This is a genomic window from Bradyrhizobium cajani (genome assembly GCF_009759665.1).
GTDB lineage: Bacteria > Pseudomonadota > Alphaproteobacteria > Rhizobiales > Xanthobacteraceae > Bradyrhizobium > Bradyrhizobium cajani.
On the sequence record NZ_WQNE01000058.1, the window covers coordinates 12,972 to 33,027 of the forward strand.

20 protein-coding genes are annotated in these 20,056 nt (G+C 64.9%); 2 read left to right on the forward strand and 18 right to left on the reverse strand.

Going from position 1 to position 20,056, the window contains the following annotated elements:
* Positions 1-8 precede the first annotated feature (8 nt).
* From GPL20_RS36885 to GPL20_RS36955, 15 genes are all read right to left on the reverse strand, one after another.
* Positions 9-944: a carbohydrate kinase family protein gene (locus tag GPL20_RS36885; RefSeq protein ID WP_157337365.1), complete on the reverse strand. Its 936-nt coding sequence runs from the start codon at positions 942-944 to the stop codon at positions 9-11.
* Between the two features lie 5 nt (positions 945-949).
* Positions 950-2,596: an FGGY-family carbohydrate kinase gene (locus GPL20_RS36890; protein WP_157337367.1), complete on the reverse strand. Its 1,647-nt coding sequence runs from the start codon at positions 2,594-2,596 to the stop codon at positions 950-952.
* Between the two features lie 39 nt (positions 2,597-2,635).
* Positions 2,636-3,409 carry an SDR family NAD(P)-dependent oxidoreductase gene (locus GPL20_RS36895; RefSeq protein WP_157337370.1) on the reverse strand — a complete coding sequence of 258 codons (774 nt, stop codon included), beginning with the start codon at positions 3,407-3,409 and terminating at the stop codon, positions 2,636-2,638.
* Positions 3,410-3,440: 31 nt separating this feature from the next.
* On the reverse strand, positions 3,441-4,448 hold the full coding sequence (locus tag GPL20_RS36900; RefSeq protein ID WP_157337372.1) for an ABC transporter ATP-binding protein: 1,008 nt from the start codon (positions 4,446-4,448) through the stop codon (positions 3,441-3,443).
* Positions 4,449-4,463: 15 nt separating this feature from the next.
* The gene (locus GPL20_RS36905) at positions 4,464-5,294 is read right to left on the reverse strand and encodes a carbohydrate ABC transporter permease (RefSeq protein ID WP_157337374.1); all 831 of its coding nucleotides are present in this window, start codon (positions 5,292-5,294) and stop codon (positions 4,464-4,466) included.
* Positions 5,295-5,297: 3 nt separating this feature from the next.
* On the reverse strand, positions 5,298-6,170 hold the full coding sequence (locus tag GPL20_RS36910) for a carbohydrate ABC transporter permease (RefSeq protein WP_167533367.1): 873 nt from the start codon (positions 6,168-6,170) through the stop codon (positions 5,298-5,300).
* 85 nt (positions 6,171-6,255) lie between these two features.
* Positions 6,256-7,569 (reverse strand): ABC transporter substrate-binding protein, encoded by a 1,314-nt coding sequence (locus tag GPL20_RS36915; RefSeq protein WP_254126439.1) that lies wholly within the window; start codon positions 7,567-7,569, stop codon positions 6,256-6,258.
* A 222-nt stretch (positions 7,570-7,791) separates the two neighbouring features.
* Entirely contained in the window at positions 7,792-8,742 is a 951-nt protein-coding gene (locus GPL20_RS36920) for a sugar-binding transcriptional regulator (protein WP_157337402.1), read from the reverse strand.
* Positions 8,743-8,750: 8 nt separating this feature from the next.
* A complete protein-coding gene (locus GPL20_RS36925) occupies positions 8,751-9,416 on the reverse strand; it encodes an HAD family hydrolase (protein WP_157337377.1) in 666 nt (221 codons plus the stop codon).
* Positions 9,417-9,491: 75 nt separating this feature from the next.
* Positions 9,492-11,408 (reverse strand): nitric oxide reductase activation protein NorD, encoded by a 1,917-nt coding sequence (locus GPL20_RS36930; protein WP_157337379.1) that lies wholly within the window; start codon positions 11,406-11,408, stop codon positions 9,492-9,494.
* A gap of 12 nt (positions 11,409-11,420) precedes the next feature.
* A complete protein-coding gene (locus tag GPL20_RS36935) occupies positions 11,421-12,230 on the reverse strand; it encodes a CbbQ/NirQ/NorQ/GpvN family protein (protein ID WP_157337381.1) in 810 nt (269 codons plus the stop codon).
* A gap of 62 nt (positions 12,231-12,292) precedes the next feature.
* Positions 12,293-13,639, reverse strand: a complete 1,347-nt coding sequence (locus GPL20_RS36940) for a cbb3-type cytochrome c oxidase subunit I (protein ID WP_157337383.1) — start codon at positions 13,637-13,639, stop codon at positions 12,293-12,295.
* Between the two features lie 40 nt (positions 13,640-13,679).
* Positions 13,680-14,132 carry a c-type cytochrome gene (locus GPL20_RS36945; RefSeq protein ID WP_157337385.1) on the reverse strand — a complete coding sequence of 151 codons (453 nt, stop codon included), beginning with the start codon at positions 14,130-14,132 and terminating at the stop codon, positions 13,680-13,682.
* A 115-nt stretch (positions 14,133-14,247) separates the two neighbouring features.
* Complete coding sequence (locus GPL20_RS36950; protein ID WP_254126440.1) at positions 14,248-14,508, reverse strand: cytochrome C oxidase subunit IV family protein; 261 nt, start codon at positions 14,506-14,508, stop codon at positions 14,248-14,250.
* Positions 14,508-15,086, reverse strand: coding sequence for a cytochrome c oxidase subunit 3 family protein (locus GPL20_RS36955; RefSeq protein WP_157337389.1), 579 nt, complete (start codon positions 15,084-15,086; stop codon positions 14,508-14,510). Before GPL20_RS36955 ends, GPL20_RS36950 begins: the two co-directional genes overlap by 1 nt.
* 195 nt (positions 15,087-15,281) lie before the next feature.
* Here GPL20_RS36955 and GPL20_RS39120 point away from each other — a divergent pair, with 195 nt between their 5' ends.
* Positions 15,282-15,437 (forward strand): hypothetical protein, encoded by a 156-nt coding sequence (locus GPL20_RS39120; protein ID WP_167533368.1) that lies wholly within the window; start codon positions 15,282-15,284, stop codon positions 15,435-15,437.
* 181 nt (positions 15,438-15,618) lie between these two features.
* Positions 15,619-16,239, forward strand: a complete 621-nt coding sequence (locus tag GPL20_RS36960) for a response regulator transcription factor (protein ID WP_157337391.1) — start codon at positions 15,619-15,621, stop codon at positions 16,237-16,239.
* Positions 16,240-16,256: 17 nt separating this feature from the next.
* Here the strand turns inward: GPL20_RS36960 and GPL20_RS36965 are convergent, their stop codons facing one another.
* The 3 genes from GPL20_RS36965 to mmsA all read right to left on the reverse strand — a co-directional run bounded on the left by GPL20_RS36965 (position 16,257) and on the right by mmsA (position 19,998).
* Positions 16,257-16,898, reverse strand: a complete 642-nt coding sequence (locus tag GPL20_RS36965) for a helix-turn-helix domain-containing protein (RefSeq protein WP_254126441.1) — start codon at positions 16,896-16,898, stop codon at positions 16,257-16,259.
* 335 nt (positions 16,899-17,233) lie between these two features.
* Positions 17,234-18,424 (reverse strand): multiple monosaccharide ABC transporter permease, encoded by a 1,191-nt coding sequence (gene mmsB / locus GPL20_RS36970; protein WP_157337396.1) that lies wholly within the window; start codon positions 18,422-18,424, stop codon positions 17,234-17,236.
* Entirely contained in the window at positions 18,421-19,998 is a 1,578-nt protein-coding gene (gene mmsA / locus GPL20_RS36975; protein ID WP_157337398.1) for a multiple monosaccharide ABC transporter ATP-binding protein, read from the reverse strand. Before mmsA ends, mmsB begins: the two co-directional genes overlap by 4 nt.
* Positions 19,999-20,056: the final 58 nt, after the last annotated feature.

Below are 20,056 nucleotides of genomic sequence, written 5' to 3' on the forward strand. Positions count from 1 at the left end.
ACACCGCCTCACCAACGCCACGTGATCTCGCCAATCCAGGGCGGATCGGCCCCCGGGCGGGTGCAGGTGAGGCCGGCGCAATTGGCAGCGAACGACAGCGCGCGGCGGAGTTCGTCGGCACTGACGTCCTTCAATTGCTGCCGCACGATGCGGCCCTGCTTGTGCAGGGCGACCAGCAGCGCCGCCTGAAAACTGTCACCGGCGCCGATGGTGTCGGCGACCTCGACCGCCGGCGCGGCGACCTCGATCTGCCCTGCTCCGGCGTGCCACGCCGTGGCACCGTTGTTGCCGCGGGTGATGACGACGAGGCTCGCGCCCTGCTCCAACAGCGCGCTCGCCCGCTGCTGATACGGCTCCTCACCGTAGAGAAAGGCGAAGTCGACATCGGACATCTTGATGAGATCGGCGCTGGCCGCGAAGCCAGCCATGCGCGCAAGGTAGGCCGGCTTGTCCTTGACCAGATTGGGCCGGCAGTTCGGATCGAACGAGATCGTCGATGACGTCCGCGCATCCGCGATCAGCGCAGTCGTCTCCGCCGCGCCCTGGTCGTTGACCAGCGTGGTCGAGCCGACATGTAGGGCTTCGACCGTCTCGAACGGAATGGAGCCGCGTCGGTAGGTCCAATTCCGCGTCGCCGTCTCGGCATCGTAGAAGGCATAGTGGGATTCGCCCGCGACGATGCGCACGAAGGCGAGCGTCGTCTGATGATCACTGCGGGTGGCGAGACCCAGCTCGACTTGCGAGGCTGCGGCGTGATCTGCGATCATCCGTCCGAACAGGTCGGTCGAGATGCCACCGACAAAGCCGGTGGGCGCGCCGAGGCGCGCCATGCCGATCGCGACGTTGAGGCACGAGCCGCCGACGGCGGGCATTACCGCCTCGCGGCCATCGGCGTTTCGCGTCGGCACGAAATCGATCAGCGCATCGCCGCAGGCAATCAACATCCCCTTCAACCTCTCGCGATCTCGCGCATCGTCGCGCGGCTGCCGCGATCGACCTCGCGCAGCAGCTTGTAGACCTCGCGCTTGCGGGCGTGAAACGCCGCCATGTCCGGCGCGGTCGGCTCGCTCTTGCGTCCCAACGCCGACATCTTCGCCATGGTCTCGCCGATCGAGGCACAGGCACCGCCAGCCACCGCCCCGAGCATGGCGGCCCCCAGCAGCACCGGCTCTTTCGTCTGCGGCAGTGCCACCGTGAGGCCCGTCGTATCCGCCATGATCTGCCGCACCAAGGGACTGCGGCTGGCGCCGCCGCCCATGATCATGATGCTGGAACGAACGCCATGCGTGGCAAAGGCCTCGATCACCTCGGCGAGCCCGTAGGCGAGCCCGCACAGGCCGGCAACGAACAGCCGCTCCATCGAAGCGATGTCGGTGTCGAGATCGAGGCCGGCGATCACCGCGCGCGTATCCGGGTCTGCATAGGGCGAGCGATTGCCGATGAATTCGGGCAAGACGTGCACATCGCGGGCAAGCAGCGCGGCGCGGCTGGCATCGCCGGCGCGCGCGATGATGCGGCGCTCGAGGAAATCGATGAGGTCGAGCCCCTCGCTGCGCGCCGCCGCGCTCGCCTCGGCGAAGCCGGGATGCGACTTCAGGAGGTGATCGATCGCCGCGCCCGCGGCCGACTGGCCGCCCTCGTTGAGCCAGAAGTCCGGCACCATGCCGGAGTAGTAAGGACCCCACACCCCGGGCACGAAGCACGGCTCCCTGGTCGTCGCCATGATGCAGGCCGAGGTCCCCATGATGTAGGCGAGGCGATCGCAGACATCGGACGCGCCACCCGATCCGTCGCGGCCGCCGATCGCGCCAATGCCGCCGGCATGCGCATCGATCAGCGACGCACCAACCGGCGTGCCCGGCGACAGACCGAGATCGGACGCCGCGGCGTGCGTGAGACCCTCGCCGAGCCGGGTGCCGGGCGCGACGATCCCGGTGCCGATGCGGGCGTAATTCTCGCTGACGAAGTCTGACAGGCCAATGCGCTTGAAGAACGGCGCGCTCCAGCCGCCGCCATCATGTGCAAGATAGTTCCATTTGCAGGTAACGGTGCAGGTCGAGCGCTGCAGCGAGCCGGTCGCGCGCCAGGTCAGATAATCCGCCAGATCGAAGAAGTGGCCGGCAGCATCGAAGCTCGCACGCAAATGCCGCTTCAGCCACAGCAGCTTCGGCATCTCCATCTCGGGCGAGATCGATCCGCCGACATAGCGCAGCACGGCATCCTCGGTCTCGTTGATCAGCCGCGCCTCGGCGACGGCGCGATGGTCCATCCAGACGATGACGTTGCGCTGCGGATCGCCGGAGGTGCTGACCGTGACGGGCTCGCCGTGCGGATCGAGCACCACGAGCGAGCAGGTCGCGTCGAAACCGATGCCGCCGACGCTGTCGGGCGCGATCGCAGCCTCCGCCATCGCCGCGCGCACCGATGTCGCGCAGGCGTCCCAGATGTCCTGGGATGACTGCTCGACGATATCGCCGGCCTCGTGCCAGATCCGGATCGGATGCCGCGCCATCGCGAGCAGCGTGCCGGCCTCGTCGAACACCCCTGCCCGCGTGCTCGTGGTCCCTACATCGACGCCGATATACGCTCGCGGCATTGTCGCTCCCGGTCGCTTTCCGTCAATTTTGACGCAAGCCTACCAGCAAGTGTAGCCGCCATCCACCAGCACGATGCTGCCTGTCATCAGGCTCGCGGCCTCGGATGAGAGGAACAGGACGACCGAGGCGATCTCCTCGACCTGCCCCATTCGCGCCATCGGGGTTCCACCGATCCAGGCGTCGTACATTTTCGGGTTGCTCTTCACGAAGGCGTTGAGCGGGGTCTCGATGTAAGTCGGCGCCACCGCATTGACGCGGACGCCGCGCGCGCCCCATTCGGCGGCGAGCGACTTGGTCAGGTGGTGCACGCCGGCCTTGGAGGCGTTGTAGAAGCACTGCTCCTGCGGCTTGTTGACGATGAAGCCCGACATCGAGCCGACATTGACGATGGCGCCGCTCTTGGCCTTCAGCATGTGCTTGCCGAATTCGCGGCAGCACCAGAAGGTGCCGTTGAGATTGACGTCGATGACGTTGAGCCAGTGCTCGTCGGTGACGGTCTCCGCCGGCGTCTCGCTGCGGGCGATGCCGGCATTGTTGACGAGGATGTCGACCTTGCCGTGGCGGGCGACGAGGTCGCTCGCCACCTCCGCGACGCGCCTGGTATCGGTGACGTCCATGATCGCGGTCTCGATATCGTAGCCCTTGGCCTTCAGGCTGGCCTTCGCGCTGTCGGCGACCTTGCTGTCGCGATCGCCGATGACGACCCTGGCGCCGGCTTCGGCCAGCGCCTCGGCGCAGGCAAGGCCAATGCCCTGCCCGCCGCCGGTGATGAATGCGGTCTTGCCGCTCAGCTTGAATTTTTCCAGATACATGGTGGTCTTTCCGTCTTCTTGCCGTTTCTTGTCAGCCGCGAAGCGCGTTGCCGCTATTGTCGAAGCGGTGGATGCGCGCGGGGTCTGGCACCAGCGACACCCGGTCGCCGGCGTGCAGGCTCAATTCGCCGATGTAGCGCGCGGTCAGCATGCCGATCGGGCCCGCGTCGACGTAAAGGAAGGTGTCGCTGCCGAGATGCTCGGCGACCGTGATGGTTCCCAGCCAGCCGCCGGCACCGTCGCGCTCGATCTTGAGGTGCTCCGGCCGCACACCGATCGTCGCCGCCCCCTTCTGCAAGGCGGGCTCGCCGGTGACGAAATTCATCTTGGGCGAGCCGATGAACCCGGCGACGAAGAGATTGGCCGGCCTCTCGTAGAGTTCCAGCGGCGAGCCGTATTGCTCGATCTTGCCGCCGTTGAGCACGACGATCTTGTCGGCCATGGTCATGGCCTCGACCTGGTCGTGGGTGACGTAGATCGCGGTGGTGCCGAGCTGCTTCTGGAGTCGCGTCACCTCGATCCGCATCTGCACGCGCAGCGCCGCATCGAGATTGGAGAGCGGCTCGTCGAACAGGAACGCCTTGGGCTCGCGGACGATGGCGCGCCCGATCGCGACGCGCTGGCGCTGGCCGCCGGACAGTTCGCGCGGCTTGCGGTCGAGATAGGGCGTGAGGTTGAGCGTCGCGGCGGCCCCCTCGACCTTGCGGTTGATCTCGTCCCTGGGCAAGCCAGCCATCTTGAGGCCGAAGCCGATATTGCCGCGTACGCTCATATGCGGATAGAGCGCGTAGGACTGGAACACCATCGACAGCCCGCGCTTGGCGGGCGGCGTGTCGACGACGTTCTTGCCGTCAATCAGGATGCTGCCGCCGCTGACGTCCTCGAGGCCGGCGATCAGCCGCAAGAGCGTGGTCTTGCCGCAGCCTGAGGGGCCGACGAACACCACGAAGGAGCCGTCGGCGATGTCGAGGTCGGCGCCCTTGATGATGTGCACGGGGCCGAAGGATTTCTGCACGCCCTGAAGTGTGATCTGACCCATGATCCGGCAGCCCCTCTACTTCACCGCGCCGAAGGTGAGCCCACGCACGAGCTGCTTCTGGCTGAACCAACCGAGGACGAGAATGGGCGCGATCGCCAGCGTCGAGGCCGCCGACAGTTTTGCCCAGAACAGCCCTTCCGGGCTGGAATATGAGGCGATGAACGTGGTGAGCGGCGCCGCGTACGAGGTCGACAGGTTGAGCGTCCAGAACGCTTCGTTCCAGGCAAGGATCAGATTGAGCAGCATCGTCGATGCGAGACCCGGGATCGCCATCGGCGTCAGGACATAGACGAGCTCGCGGCCTATTGTTGCACCGTCCATGCGCGCAGCCTCCAGGATGTCGCGCGGTATCTCCTTGAAATAGGTGAACAGCATCCAGATCACGATCGGCAGGTTTCCAAGGCACAGGATGAAGACGAGACCGGTGCGGGAATCGAGCAGACCGAAGCTCTTGTAGATCAGGTAGATCGGCACCAGCACGCCGACCGGCGGCATCATCTTGGTCGAGAGCATCCAGAGCAGGATGTCCTTGGTCCGCTTGGTCGGCGAGAACGCCATCGACCACGCCGCCGGAATGGCGATCAGAAGCGCGATGACCGTCGAGCCGCCGGCGATGATGATCGAGTTCAGCGCATGGTGGAAGTAGTCGCTACGCTCCTGCACGGTCGCGTAATTCTCGGTGGTCCAGTGAAAGAACAGGAAGGATGGCGGGATCGCGAAAGCCTCGAGCTCGGTCTTGAAGCTCGCCAGCACCATCCAGAGGATCGGGAAGAAGATCAGGAAGCCGAACAGCCAGGCCGCCACCGTCGATATCGCCACCCGCCGCGTCGTCGCCATCCGCGCCATGCTTCAAGCCTCCAGATTGCGGCCGACGATGCGGACGAGGAAGAAGGCAACGATGTTGGCGATCACCACCGCAACGAGACCGCCCGCGGAGGCGCTGCCGACGTCGAACTGGATCAGCGCCTGCGCGTAGATGAGGAAGGCGATGTTGGTGGTCTGGAGCCCCGGCCCGCCGCCGGTGGTCACGAAGATCTCGGCGAACACCGTCAGCAGGAAGATGGTCTCGATCAGGATCACCACGGTGATGGGACGCGCGAGGTGCGGCAGCGTGATGTAGATGAAGGTCGAGACGGCGCTGGCGCCATCCATCTCGGCGGCCTCCTTCTGCTCCTCATCGAGCGATTGCAGCGCCGTGAGCAGGATCAGCGTGGCGAACGGCAACCATTGCCAGGCCACGATCAGGATCACCGCGAACAGCGGCACGTCGTTGAACCAGTCGATCGGCGTCAGGCCGAACAGCGTGGCGAGCCAGGCGAACAGGCCGGAGACCGGGTGCATCAACAGGTTCTTCCAGACCAGCGCGCTCACCGTCGGCATCACGAAGAACGGCGCGATCACCATCAGCCGGACGAAGTTGCGTCCGATCACGGGCTGGTCGAGCAGCAGCGCCAGGGGAATGCCGAGCAGGATCGTCAGCGCCAGCACCGAGCCGACCAGAACGAGCGTGTTCCGGAGCGAGGCGAGGAAGGCGGGATCGGTGAGGAAGTAGCGGAAATTCTCCAGCCCGACGAACACTTCCGAGCCGGGATCGAGCAGGCTGTAACGCAGGGTCGAGAAATAGATCGTCAGCGCGAGCGGAACGATCATCCAGATGAACAGGAGCCCGACGGCCGGGGTCAGAAGCGACCGCGCAAGAACCTGCGTCTGCCGGGTTGCCATCCGCTTCTCCTCTGCGGGGAAGAAGGCGGCCATCCATCCGGAAATGGATGGCCGCTAGTCTGAGCTCAGGAGGAAGAGCCCGGGTTCACTTGATGTAGCCGGCGCGCTTCATCTCGCGCTCGGTGGAGGATTGCGCAGCGGTGAGCGCCGCATCGACGGTGGTGGAGCCGGCAAGCGCCGCCGAGAATTGCTGGCCGACCTGGGTGCCGATACCCTGGAATTCCGGGATCGCGGCGTATTGCACGCCGACGTAAGGAACCGGCTTCACCGTCGGCTTGTTCGGATCGGCGGCATCGATTGAGGCCAGCGTCAGCTTGGCGAAGGGCGCGACCTTCAGATAGTCTTCGTTCTGGTAGAGCGAGGTGCGCGTGCCCGGCGGCACGTTGGCCCAGCCGTCCTTCGACGCCACCAGCTTGGTGTAGTCCTTGCTCGTCGCCCAGGCGATGAACTTCTCAGCCGCTTCCGTCTTCTTCGAGCCGGCGGGGATCGCGAGATTCCACGCCCACAGCCAGTTGGCGTTCTTGCCAAGCCCGGTGTTGGGCGCCAGCGCGAAGCCGACCTTGTCGGCGACCTTGGAGTCCTTCGGGTTGGTGACGAAGGACGCCGCGACCGTGGCGTCGATCCACATCGCACATTTGCCGGCGTTGAACAGCGCCAGGTTCTCGTTGAAGCCGTTGGAGCTCGCGCCGGGAGGGCCCGCCTCCTTCATGAGATTGACGTAGGTCGTGAGCGTGGTCTTCCATTCCGGCGTGTTGAATTGCGGCTCCCACTTCTCGTCGAACCAGCGTGCGCCATAGGAATTTGCCATGGCCGAGAGGAACGCCATGTTCTCGCCCCAGCCGGCCTTGCCGCGCAGACAGATGCCGTAGACGCCAGCGCTCTTGTCGGTCAGCTTCTTGGCGGCGTCGATCACGAACTCCCAGGTCGGCTTCTCCGGCATCTTCAGGCCGGCCTTGTCGAACAGGTCGGTGCGGTACATCACCATCGAGCTCTCGCCGTAGAACGGCGCGGCGTAGAGCTTGCCGTCGACGGAGACCGCATCCTTGATCTTGGGCAGGAGGTCGGCGACGTCGTAGTCGGCGCCGAGATTGGCGAGCGGCACCAGCCAGCCCTTCTTGGCCCAGATCGGCACCTCGTAGGTGCCGATGGTGAGCACGTCGAACTGGCCGCCCTTGGTGGCGATGTCGGTGGTGACGCGCTGGCGCAGCACGTTCTCCTCCAGAGTCACCCATTTGACGGTGATGTCCGGGTTCTTCTTGGTGAATTCGCTGGTCAGTCCCTGCATGCGGATCATGTCGCCATTGTTCACGGTGGCGATCGTCAGTGTCGTTTCGGCCATCGCGGGGATGGCCAGCAGCAGGCAAGACGCGCCGCAGACGGCGCCCAGGACATGTTTCACGGTGACCTCCCTTGGCTCGCGTTTTGAGCATATGCCCACACGTTGGGCGTATGTTCAACGCAAGGAAGGACGATTGTCAAGCAGCTGGAGGAGCGTTCCCGCAACTTATGAGTGCTGCGGTGCGGGAGTTACTTGTCATGCTGTGTACAGGTATGGCGGCTTGCTCCACCTCTCCCGCCTGCGGGAGAGGGAGCGTAGCGCCATCGCCGCGCCGACTTACGCCTACCGCTCCAGAATCGCCCGCGCGGTGGCCTCGTCGGTGATCAGGCCGTTGATCAGACCCCCGTTCAGCGCCGCCGCGATCGCAGGCACCTTGGCGGCCCCGACTGCGGCACCGATCGTCGTGGTCTTCGCCGGAACTTCCGGCGGAATGCTGGTGAGGCGCCTGTTGGTGCCGGCCTTGAGCAGCCGGCCCTTGGAATCATAGGCCCAGCCGGTGATCTCGCCGATGGCCCCTAGCCGCATCATCTCGAACAGTTCGTCACGCGTGACGAAGCCGTCGACATGCACCTGCGCCTTCTGGTCCATCTGGCCAATGCCGACGAGGCGCAGGTCCGCCTTGGCCGCGACCGCCTTCACCTTCGCGATCGGCTCGATGCGCACCATCTTGTTGCGCTCGTCCTCGGACGACATCAGGAACGGCAGCGGCATCGGATAGTGCCGGGCGCCAGTGCGGTCGGCGAGCCGGCCGACGGTGTCGTAGAAGCTCGCCGAGCCGTCGGCGGAGATGTTGCCGACCAGCGAGACGATCTGGTGATTGGGCCGGTCGATCGGCGTGACGCGCTCGACCGCGGCACGCACCGCGCGGCCGGTGCCGAGCGCGACGATGACCGGCGTCTCCGAGCGCAGCGTGGAATCGAGCAGGTTGGCGCAGCGCTCGGCGATGCCTGCGGTGGCCTGCGGCGCCGCGGGATCGGCCGGCACCACCTCGCAATGGACGAGATCGAAACGCTGCTTCAGCCGCGCCGCCAGTTCCATGCAGGCGGCGATGGGATGTTCAAGGCGGAAGGTGATGAGACGTTCGGCTAGGCACAGCGATACCAGCCGCTGCGCCGAGGCGCGCGAGACCTGGAGCATCTTCGCGATCTCGTCCTGGGTGTGGCCGGCAATGAAATAGAGCCAGCCGGCGCGCGCGGCATCGTCGAGCCTCGACTTCTCGTTCTCGCCGGCCATGGCAGGCTTCATGCCCCCTTCCAGAAATCGCTCATGCGCCCGAAGACCCGATCGGCCCCGGCGGCGGACAATATAGCGTGGCCGTCGCGGGCGCGATAATGGCCGCCGCCGACAAATCCCCAGACGGTCATGCCGGCCGCCTTCCCCGCCTGCACGCCGCTGACGCTGTCCTCGATCACCAACGTGCGCGAAGGCGATGCGCGCATCTTCTCAGCCGCATAAAGGAAGAGGTCGGGCGCCGGCTTGCCGTTCCTGACCATCTGCGCCGTATAGATACGGTTGTCGAATAGCGGCCTGAGGCCGGTGACATCGAGCGAGAGCGATACGCGATCGATATCGCTCGACGACGCCACGCAGCACGGAACCGTCAGCTCCGAGAGCGCCGCCCCCACGCCTGGGATCGGCTCGAGCGAGGCGGCAAATGTCTCGAGCACGCGCGCCTTCAATCGCGGCAGGAAGCCGTCCGGCACGACCTGCCCGAGATCGCGGTAATGCTGTTCGATCGCCTTTGTGCTGCGTCCGAGAAACAGCTCGAGCGCCTCGTCCTCGCTCAGCGCGAAGCCGAACTCGGCCAGCACTTCGGACAGGCAGCGGCAGCTCAACAGCTCGCTGTCGACGAGCACGCCGTCGCAGTCGAAGATGATCAGATCGGGTTCCGGCCGGCCTTGGTCCATCCGGCCATTCGATCATATACCCATTGCATGGGCAATAGCTCAGCCGGACTAAACCGCCGGTGGCACCACCGTGCCTCAATGTGCCACCTGGCGGTAGATCGCCGGCAGTGCCGCGGGCAACCGCTTGATGTTGCCGACGATGGCGTAGCCGCCGCGCCCGAACAGGGTGGGGAAATAGGATTGCGCGGTTGCGTCCACCGTCACGCCGAATGCGGCGATGCCGAGCCGGCGCGCCTCCTGCACCGATTTGCGGGTGTCCTCGACCGCGAACCGGCCCTCATAATGATCGACGTCGTTCGGCTTGCCGTCGGTGAGGACGAGCAGCAGCTTCTTGCGTTGCGGCTGGCGCGCGAGCTCGGCCGAGGCGTGGCGCACGGCTGCGCCGATCCGCGTGTAATAGCCGGGCCTGAGCGCGCCGATGCGGCGCTCCACCGCCCCGCTCATCGGCTCGCCGAACGCCTTGACCGTTTCGAGCCGCACCCATGAGCGTCGGCGCGATGTGAAGGTCAGGATGCTGTGGTGGTCGCCGCAGGCCGACAGTCCGTGCGCGAGCACGAGCAGCGCCTCCTTCTCGACGTCGAGCACGCGATGACCGTCAATCCAGGCGTCGGTCGAGAGCGAGACGTCGACGAGCAGCGTGACGGCGAGATCGTGACCCTGCGGACGCATCGCGACATGGATGCGGTCGAGACCGCTGCCGCTGCCGGCACGGAGGTCGCATCGCGCGCGGACCAACGCGTCGAGATCGAGGTCGTGGCCGTCGGCCTGGGCGCGCATCAATTCGTGACGCGGACGCAAGACTTCGAAGCGGCGGCGCACTTGGCGAATGTGCCGGCGCATGGCGTCATTCGCCGCCCAGGTCTCACCTTGCTCGGACGCCGCGGCCGCGAGCACGCGGCAGTGATCCGGCAGGTAGGCGCCGCTGCGATAGTCCCATTCGGGATAGGTCAGGTCCGCGTTCAGGCGCGACGTATCGAGGGCTTCCGGCGGCAGGTCGAGATCGAATTTGAACCGGCTCGCGGGCTTGCCGCTGCGGCGACTGAGCGTGATCTCCTCGAGATCGTCGGCCGCCTTCTGCGCGTCCTCGTCCTCGCTGTCGTCGGCGGGCCGATCGACATTGACCATCTCGGCCATGGCGAGGATCTTTTCGAAGCGGTTGAGCACGAAGGGATCGCGGCGATTGGCATTGTCCTCGCGCTCGCGGACGGCGAAGCGCTTGCGATCGTCCGGGGCGGCAGCCTCCGCGCCCGGCGCGCGCTCATCTTCCCCCACATGTGCCGGCGAGAGCTCGCGCGTCCAGCAATCGCCCCAGAGCGGACACGGCAAGATCGAACGGTAGCCCGGCGGCGCCTTGGCCGGCAGCGGCTCCGTTCCCATCATCGCCCGCCACAGCTTGCCTGCAGGTGCTTTTTCGACGCCGAGCAGCGCCAGGACGATCTGCTCCACCTCCTGCTCGATACGCGGCAAGGGCCGCCGCGGCCGGGCCGTGGCGGTGGCCGCGGCGAGCTTCGCATAATCCGTGACGAGCCCGGGAAATTGCACGAGCACCCAGACCGCAGTCTCGCTGGCGCGGCGCAGCACCAGAAGGTCGCGCCTGAGCGGGTCGGTCTCCGTGATCGCCGCGACCGGCGCAGCCGCGAACCACGCCGCGAGCCAGCGATAGAGCGACGCGTTCAGCGCCCGGTCGGGAAAGATCGCGATGCTGTCGGGAAGGAAGATGGTCGCGGCGTCGCGCCCCGGCTGCTCGAGGCGCTCGTCGCCGAGACCGATGCGCTGCCGCCAGCCGAGTCGGTGGGCAGATCTTCGGGCACCTGCGCTCGCGATCTGCACGCCGGTCTCGCCGCCGAACGCGCGGAACATCACCGCGAGGCGGCCTTTCACCTCCGTCAGCGTGACGGCGTGATCCTCATGAACCGGATAGCTCGCCGTGCCGCCGACCATCCTGTGCCAGGCGCGGCCAACCGTCTCCTCCAGTTCGAGGAAGTCGAGCATGGCAGCGGCCCCTCACCCGATCACGGCACGCGCGACGTCGAGCAGCGCCGCCTTGACGTCGGCGTCGTCGGTGAGCGGCTCGATCATGCCGGCGAGCACGGCATCGGCGGTCGGCGTGCCCGCGGCAATCAGGGTCGCGCAATAGACGACGAGCCGGGTCGAGACGCCTTCCTCCAGGTCGTGTCCCTTCAGCGCGCGCAGCCGGCCGGCGAGCGTCACCAGTGGCCGCACGCGCTCCGACGACAGCCCGCTCTCTGCGGATACGACAGCGATCTCCTGCTCGGGCGGCAGGAAGTCGAATTCGATGGCGACGAAGCGCTGCCGTGTCGACGGTTTCAGCGCCTTGAGCAGCGTCTGGTAGCCGGGATTGTAGGATACGACCAGCATGAAGCTGCTCGGCGCCACCAATTCCTCACCGGTGCGCTCCAGCGGCAGGATGCGGCGGTCGTCGGTCAGGGGATGCAGCACGACGGTGACGTCCTTGCGTGCCTCGACCACTTCGTCGAGATAGCAGATGCCGCCCTCGCGCACCGCGCGCGTCAGCGGACCATCGGTCCACACGGTGTCGCCGCCGCGGAGCAGATAGCGGCCGGTGAGATCGGCCGCGGTAAGATCGTCGTGACAGGCGACGGTGTGGAGCGGCAGTCCCAGCCGCGCCGCCATATGCGCGACGAAACGCGTCTTGCCGCAGCCGGTCGGGCCCTTGAGCAGCACCGGCAGGCGGCGCCGCCAGGCGTGCTCGAACAGCTCGCATTCGTTTCCGGATGGAACATAGGCCGGCAGTTGGGGGGCCGAGTTCACCGTGTGAAGGGCAGGTTTCATGACATCTCTCCGGAATTTCCAGGAAGCGGGCGGCCGCGGCGAACCGCGGCCGCCATTTGCAACTACTCAGCCGGCTGTAGCGCAGCCGGAATGGTGGCCTGCTTCTCGCGGCCCGGCACCAGCACCGCCCACACGAACATCAGCGCGGAGATCGCCACGAACACGCCAGAGCCGAGCCGCACCCAGTAGAACATCGCGAGCTGGTCCTGCACGTCCATGTAGCCCTGGCCGAGCACGCGCTGGAGGTGAACCTGGACCACGCCGGCGAAGGTCAGCGCGAAGGTCATCACCATCATGGCCGTGCACATGATCCAGAAGCTCGCCATGGAGAGCCACTGGTTATAGGGCGCGCGTCCCTTGAGCTGCGGGATCGCATAGGCCATCACCGAGAGATTGAGCATCACATAGGCGCCGAAGAAGGCGAGATGGCCGTGCGCGGCGGTGACCTGCGTGCCGTGGGTGTAGTAGTTCACCGAGGACAGCGTGTGCAGGAAGCCCCAGACGCCGGCCCCCAGGAACGCCATCACCGAGCAGCCGACCGACCACAACAGCGCGGCGCGGTTCGGATGCTTGCGACCGGCCTTCCAGGTCATCTGCACCGTGAAGATCACCATGGTGAAGAAGGGCGCGACCTCCAGCGTGGAGAACAGCGAGCCGATCCACTGCCAGTAGCCGGGCGCGCCGATCCAGTAGAAGTGATGGCCGGTGCCGAGAATCCCTGAGAACAGCGCGAGGCCGATGATGACGTAGAGCCACTTCTCCACCACCTCGCGGTCGATGCCGTTGAGCTTGATCATCAGGTAGGCGAGCACGGAGGCCATGATCAGCTCCCAGACGCCTTCGACCCAGAGATGGACGACATACCACCAATACATCTTGTCGACGGCGAGGTTCGCCGGATTGTAGAAGGCGAACAGGAAGAAGATCGCGACGCCCCACAGGCCGAACAACAGGATGTTGGTCACCGTGGTCTTGCGGCCCTTCAGGGCCGTCATCGTCACGTTGAACAGGAACATCAGACAGACGACGACGATGCCGACCTTGATGATGAAGGGCTGCTCGAGGAACTCGCGGCCCTCATGGTAGTGGAAGAGATAGCCAACCACGGCCACACCTGCCGCACCAAAGAACATCCAGAACTGGATCTTTGCCAGCAACGGGCTGTACAGCTCCGTCTCGGTCTCTTCCGGAAGCAGGAAGTAGGTCGCGCCCATGAATCCGATCAGCGACCACACGATCAGCGCGTTGGTGTGGATCATCCTGACGATATTGAACGGCAGGAGGGTCGACAGGGTGTTGGGCAGGACGTAGATCGTCCCCGCGAGCAGGCCGAATACGACCTGCGCGAGGAACAGCGTCAGCGCGCCGTAGAAATACAGCATCGCGACTTTCTGGGTCTGATATTTCATCTCAGGCTCTCTGTCTTGAGGGATTCACGAGGCGATGTGATCAGCCGGCCTTGTTCGGCGGCCATTCCTGGCGCTTGATCGTGCTGGTCCATTGCAGGAAGTCGGCGAGGTCGTTGAGCTCCTGGTCGGTGAGGTTGAACTGCGGCATCTGTCGCCGCCCCGGCGCGCCCGAAGGCTGCGCCTGCATCCAGGCCTTCAGCGTCTCGCGCGCCCCGGCCGGATCCTCGTTGCCGCCCCAGCGATCCCAGACGTTGCCGACCTCGGGCGCGAAATAGGCACCCTCGCCGAGCAGGGTGTGGCAGTTGATGCAGGAGTTCTTCTCCCAGACATGCTTGCCGCGGGCGACCGACGACGTCAGCGCCGTCGTATCGGTCGAACTCGTGACCATGTAGTAATGGCTGTGCGCCGTCAGCCCTATGAAAATGGCGAAGAAGAAGGCCGAGCCGCCGTAGAAGACGTTTCGAGCGGCCGACTTGGTCAGGCGTTCAGCCATTGCCAATCCTTTCCGGTTTGAGTCGTGCGAAAATCCGATGCTGTGATTTATTGCCGATTGGCGCGCACTGCTCTTTGAGGAAGCGCAAGGAGCGCAGCGATGCGCCCCGCCGCAGTCAGATCAGGACGACGACGGCGGACGCGAGCCAGGCGAACAGCACCACGACGAGGATCCACGCGCTCACGAGGCCGCGCCAGAGCGCCGGCGCGGCCCGAAGATCGAGGAAGTCGAGCACGATACGGCGGCCCTTGAGCGCGGCGAGCGTCAGCAGCAGGGCGTTGGCGAACAGCGGGCGCGGCACGAGCGGAGGCACCAGAATGGTCGCAAGCGCAAGGCCGATCAGCACGATCCAGGTGATGTCGAGACGATCCGGAATCACGGCTGCACCAGATAGATGATCGGGAACATGACGATCCATAAGAGATCGACCATGTGCCAGAAGGCAGTTCCCGTCTCGACGCCCGCGGCTTCGGCACCCCGGGAAACCACGGCCAGGATCACGATGCCAAGGCCGACATGCAGAAGATGAAAGCCGGTGAGGAGAAAATAGAGGGTGAAGAACGAGCTGGTCTCCAGGCCGATTCCCTGGCCGATCTCGCCGGCATATTCGAACAGCTTGATCGCGATGAAGACGCCGCCGAGCGCCATGGCGCCAAGCAGCCAGCCCCGCGCGGCGCGCTTGTCCCCCGCCCGCGCGGCGGCCGTGCCGCGCGCCGCGGCCCAGCCGCTCGTCACGAGGACAATGGTGTTGAGCCCGGCGAGATGCGCGTCGAGCGTGGCCTGGCCGGCCGCGAACATCGCGGGATGAATTGCGCGGGCGACGATGAACGCGCCGAGGAACAGGCCGAAGGCGGCGAGCTCGCTGAAGATCAGCACCCAGATCATGGGGTCGCCGGGAAGGTCTTCGAGGATACCCCAGCCGGTTTCCTGTTGTTCGCAATCCGCCGCCGACATCTGATTTCCGAATCAAGGATGCCGACAGATACCTCGGCGGCGCGGCACCGAATTTGACGCCGGACAAAGAAGGCGGCCGGCCCTGGGTGTTTGCGCTACCGCAACGTCCCGGCCGCCCCGCCGTCATAGGGTTGGATGCACCTGGCGACTCAGAGATCGCCGAGATTGGCGGTTCCACGAAACGGCGAAGACGATATGACCGACGCACAGATCGGACTGATGACAGCGACGCCCATCATCATCGCGTTTGCCATCGCACTCAGGCGGATGGGCGTGCTGTCGACCGTGGCAACCGTATCGGCGGTGAGTCTCTCCGTCGCGATCGCGATGGTGCTCTTCACCACGCAGTAATCCGCGGGGCAGGCATTGCTAACCCCGAAAGAGTGTCAGAAATTGCGGGGAATACCAATTCCTGCGGCGAAAAGAGATCAAGCCGTTGACTTCCATCGCGGGAACCCAAAAACCTGACTCCAGGAGCGCACGAGACAGTGAAGACTGAACAAGGGCAGCGCCTTCCGTGTCAGGAGAGCAGTTGTCTGCCACCGTCTACATTGTCGATGACGATACTTGCTTCCGAGCTGCGATCCAACGGCAATTGGAGCAGGCCGGGTATCGTGTGGTCGCCTATGCATCGGCCGAGCAAGTGTTGGAGCAGCCGCCCAACGAAAACGAGCCCAGCTGCATTCTCCTCGACGTTCGGATGCCCGTCTTGAGTGGACTGGAGCTACAAAGCCGCTTGCTGGAACGTGGCTCGACTCTCCCGATCCTGTTTCTCACCGGCTATTTCGACGTGAGTGCCACAGTCAAGGCAATCAAGGCAGGCGCCGAAGACTTCCTGATCAAGCCCGTCCAATCGGACGATCTCCTTGGCGCGATTGAGCGAGCTCTCGCGCGTCACCGGTCAGCGCTTGCGCTCCAACGCGAATTCGATGATCTGCGAAGTCGCTTTGCAAGCTTAACCCCGCGCGAGCGGCAGGTGTTTGTGTTTCTTGTTGCAGGCAAGACCAGCAGGCAGGTGGCTGACGAGTTGGGGACGACGGTACGGACGATCAAGGCCCACCGCAAGAACGTGATGGAGAAGATGAAAGCTGGAAGTCGGGCTGAACTCGTGTTGATGGGCGAACGGCTGGGGGTTGGCACGCCTCACGACTGATTGGGAGTGATGCAACTCTATGGAAGACCCGAGCCGGCTTCCCGCCGGAAAACCGTCGGCGTCACACCAACGAACTTTCGGAATACCCGGTTCAATTGCGATGGATCGCCAAATCCTGCGGCCAGTGCCACGTCTGCGAGCGAGAGATCGGGAGCGGAGAGCAGCAGCTCTTTCGCGCGGCGGGTTCTCTCCGACAGGACGTACTGGTAGGGCGAGCGTCCAACGGCGTCCTTGAACGCCCTGATGAAGTGATAATGGCTCAGTCCCGCCACGCCTGCCAGGTCGGATATCGAGATTTCGGCCGAGATTCGAGCATCGACAAATTCCTGAACCCGCTTCAACTGACGCGCAGTGAGCCCTCCCCGAACCTGGCCCGGAGACGAACGCTTTGGATCAGCGGCGTGCCGCAGCTCCCACAGAAGCAACAGCCCGAGTGTCTCCGCATAGGCATGGTCGTTGATGCCGGAGCCATCCAGGACACCTTGAAGCTTCTTGAGCGTCGCCTTGAGATTGTCGTTCTCGAAGTAAAGCGATGGCGGAATTTGCGAGATATCATCTGCCTCGTGAACCGACTTGGCCGGGGTGAGATGCACCCCAAAGACGGACGCAACGCCGCCGTTGACACGATGCCAGCCCTGAACCGACGATCCGACCGGCACGAACGTCAACCTGTCTCGAAGGTCGGTTCGTGTTGAAGGGCTCCCTCCTATTATCGTCGTCTCTCCCGCGGAGCGAACGGAATCATGCAGCGCGAGGAAGGCCGCATCTCCCCTGACGCGAAACTCCAGCTCCGTTTGCGGAAACCGCAGAAGCTCGGCAGAGAACCAGGACCACGATATCCGTTGAACTGAGGCGCGATGCCGCGTCTCAGCGTGCCGCTCGCGCCATTCGAGCTTTCCGGACGGCTCCAAGCCCTTCCTCCAAAGATATTGTCTGCTGCGGAGACGCCTGCAGATTTGCGCGTCTCCGCGACCTCTTGGACCGCTTCGATGAGCTAGCGCCGCTGGTTGTACACGTCGATGCAGACCGCCCCGAGCAGCACCAGGCCCTTGATGACCTGCTGGTAGTCGATGCCGATGCCGAGGATGGACATGCCGTTGTTCATCACGCCCATGATCATGGCGCCGACCACTGCGCCGCCGACGCGCCCCACCCCGCCATAGGCCGAGGCACCGCCGATGAAGCAGGCGGCGATGACGTCGAGCTCGAAGCCGAGGCCGGCTTTCGGGGTCGCGGTGTTGAGGCGCGCGGCGAAGACGAGGCCGGCGAGCGCGGCGAGCACGCCCATGTTGACGAAGGTGAGGAAGGTCAACCGCTCGGTCTTGATACCCGACAGGCTTGCCGCCTTGGCGTTGCCGCCGACCGCATAGATCTGCCGACCGATCACGGTGCGCCGGGTCACGAAGCCGTAAAGCGCGATCAACGCCGTCATGATGACCAGCACGTTCGGCAGGCCGCGATGCGAGGCGATCAGATAGGTGAAGTAGAGCACGGCGCAGGCCAACAGAACGCTCTTGCCCAGGAAGAAACCATAAGGCTCGACCTCGATGCCATGCGCCTGCTCGCGCGACCGGCTCTTGGCGCTGGCGTAGACGAGGCCGAGCGCGAGCACCGCTCCGATCAGCATGGACGTCGGATGCAGCGTGCCGGCCTCGGGCAGCAGTTCGGGAATGAACCCGGACGACAATTTCTGGAAGGTCGCCGGGAACGGCCCAAGCGACTGGCCCTGCAACACCGCGAGCGCGAGGCCCTTGAACACCAGCATGCCCGCCAGGGTGACGATGAAGGACGGGATCTTGAAATAGGCGACCCAATAGCCCTGCGCCGCACCGATCGCCGCGCCCAGCAGCAGGCAGGCAATGAAAGCCAACATGTAGTCGACCTTGTAGGTCACCATCAGAAGAGCGGCGACAGCGCCGACGAAGCCCGCGACCGAACCGACCGAGAGGTCGATGTGCCCGGTCACGATCACCAGCAGCATGCCCAGCGCCATGATGACGATGTAGCTGTTCTGGAGCACCAGGTTGGTCAGGTTGAGCGGCTGGAGCAGCGTGCCGCCGGTCATCACCTGGAAGAACAGCATGATCGCGACCAGCGACATCAGCATGCCGTAGTTGCGCAGATTGTTCTTGATGAAGCTGCCGTGCCGGCGCTCCTCGGGCAGCGACACCGTCTTGTCGGTCATGGCTGCGATCCTCCCATCTCCGCGGCCGCATGAGCGCCGCTTCCGTTGCTTCTCTCGTTGCGCATGATGGCGCGCATGATCTTTTCCTGCGTCGCCTCGGATCCCCTGAACTCGCCGACGAAGGCGCCGTCGTTCATGACACAGATGCGATCGCAGATGCCGAGCAGTTCGGGCATCTCCGAGGAGATCACCACGACGCCGCGGCCGGCCTCCGCCAGCTCGTTGATGATACAGTAAATCTCGTATTTGGCACCGACGTCGATGCCCCGCGTCGGCTCGTCCAGGATCAGCACCTTCGGGTCGGTCATCAGCCATTTCGACAGCACGACCTTCTGCTGATTGCCGCCGGAGAGCTGGCCGGTCTCCTGGTAGACGTCGGAGCAGCGGATGCGCATCCGGTTGCGGTAGTCGCTGGCGACCTTCAGCTCGGCGATGTCGTCGATCACGCGGCCGGGCGCGACCTGATCGAGGCTGGCGAGCGTGATGTTCTTGCGCACGTCGTCGGCAAGGATCAGGCCGAGCTGCTTGCGATCCTCGGTGACATAGGCGAGGCCGGCGTCGATCGCGGCCGCGACGCTCGGCAGCACCATCTCCCTGCCCTCAAGCCGGAGAGAGCCACTGATCGTGGTGCCCCAGGAGCGGCCGAACAGGCTCATGGCGAATTCGGTGCGGCCGGCGCCCATCAGGCCGGCGATGCCGACGACCTCGCCGCGCTTGACGCTGAAATTGACGTTCTTGATCACCTGCCGCTCGGGATGGATCGGGTGATAGATCGACCAGTTCTCGACCGTGAGGACGGGTTCGCCGATCTTCGCGCTGCGCTCGGGGAAGCGGTGAGCGAGGTCGCGGTTGACCATGCTGCGGATGATGCGATCCTCCTGGATCGCCTCGGCACGGCAATCGATGCTGTCGACCGTGCGGCCGTCACGCAGCACCGTGATGTGGTCGGCGACCTTGGCGACCTCGTTCAGCTTGTGCGAGATCAGGATCGAGCCGATGCCCTGCTCGCGGAACTTCATCAGCCGTTCGAGCAGCGCGGCGCTGTCCGCCTCGTTGAGGCTCGCGGTCGGCTCATCCAGGATCAGCATCCGCACCCGCTTGGAGAGCGCCTTGGCGATCTCGACCAGCTGCTGCTTGCCGACGCCGAGATCGGTGATCAGCGTATCCGGCGATTCCTTCAGGCCGACCTGGGCAAGCAGGTCCCGCGTGCGCCGATAGACCTCATCCCGGTCGATCACCCCCAACTTCGATGGCGGATGCGACAGGAAGATGTTCTCGGCGATCGACATCAGCGGGATCAGCGCCAGCTCCTGGTGGATGATGATGATGCCGAGCGCCTCGGAATCATTGATGTCGCGGAAGCGCCGCTCCTCGCCCTCGAAGACGATGGTACCTTCATAGCTGCCGTGCGGATAGACCCCGCTCAGCACCTTCATCAGCGTCGACTTGCCGGCGCCGTTCTCGCCGACGAGGGCGTGGATCTGCCCGGCCTCGACCTGGAAGTTGACGTCGCGCAGCGCCTGCACACCGGCAAAGCTCTTGCTGACGTTGCGCATCTCCAGCATTGCGGTCATTGCGTCATGTCCCATCCGTTAGTTCACCTCTCCCCGCCGGCGGGGAGAGGTCGAAATG

Bases quoted from the DNA above. Each gene is read 5' to 3' on its own strand.
- GPL20_RS36885 (WP_157337365.1), bottom strand. From the start codon at position 944: ATGTTGATTGCCTGCGGCGATGCGCTGATCGATTTCGTGCCGACGCGA.
- GPL20_RS36890 (WP_157337367.1), bottom strand. From the start codon at position 2,596: ATGCCGCGAGCGTATATCGGCGTCGATGTAGGGACCACGAGCACGCGG.
- GPL20_RS36895 (WP_157337370.1), bottom strand. From the start codon at position 3,409: ATGTATCTGGAAAAATTCAAGCTGAGCGGCAAGACCGCATTCATCACC.
- GPL20_RS36900 (WP_157337372.1), bottom strand. From the start codon at position 4,448: ATGGGTCAGATCACACTTCAGGGCGTGCAGAAATCCTTCGGCCCCGTG.
- GPL20_RS36905 (WP_157337374.1), bottom strand. From the start codon at position 5,294: ATGGCGCGGATGGCGACGACGCGGCGGGTGGCGATATCGACGGTGGCG.
- GPL20_RS36910 (WP_167533367.1), bottom strand. From the start codon at position 6,170: ATGGCAACCCGGCAGACGCAGGTTCTTGCGCGGTCGCTTCTGACCCCG.
- GPL20_RS36920 (WP_157337402.1), bottom strand. From the start codon at position 8,742: ATGGCCGGCGAGAACGAGAAGTCGAGGCTCGACGATGCCGCGCGCGCC.
- GPL20_RS36925 (WP_157337377.1), bottom strand. From the start codon at position 9,416: ATGGACCAAGGCCGGCCGGAACCCGATCTGATCATCTTCGACTGCGAC.
- GPL20_RS36930 (WP_157337379.1), bottom strand. From the start codon at position 11,408: ATGCTCGACTTCCTCGAACTGGAGGAGACGGTTGGCCGCGCCTGGCAC.
- GPL20_RS36935 (WP_157337381.1), bottom strand. From the start codon at position 12,230: ATGAAACCTGCCCTTCACACGGTGAACTCGGCCCCCCAACTGCCGGCC.
- GPL20_RS36940 (WP_157337383.1), bottom strand. From the start codon at position 13,639: ATGAAATATCAGACCCAGAAAGTCGCGATGCTGTATTTCTACGGCGCG.
- GPL20_RS36945 (WP_157337385.1), bottom strand. From the start codon at position 14,132: ATGGCTGAACGCCTGACCAAGTCGGCCGCTCGAAACGTCTTCTACGGC.
- GPL20_RS36955 (WP_157337389.1), bottom strand. From the start codon at position 15,086: ATGTCGGCGGCGGATTGCGAACAACAGGAAACCGGCTGGGGTATCCTC.
- GPL20_RS39120 (WP_167533368.1), top strand. From the start codon at position 15,282: ATGACCGACGCACAGATCGGACTGATGACAGCGACGCCCATCATCATC.
- mmsB (WP_157337396.1), bottom strand. From the start codon at position 18,424: ATGACCGACAAGACGGTGTCGCTGCCCGAGGAGCGCCGGCACGGCAGC.
- mmsA (WP_157337398.1), bottom strand. From the start codon at position 19,998: ATGACCGCAATGCTGGAGATGCGCAACGTCAGCAAGAGCTTTGCCGGT.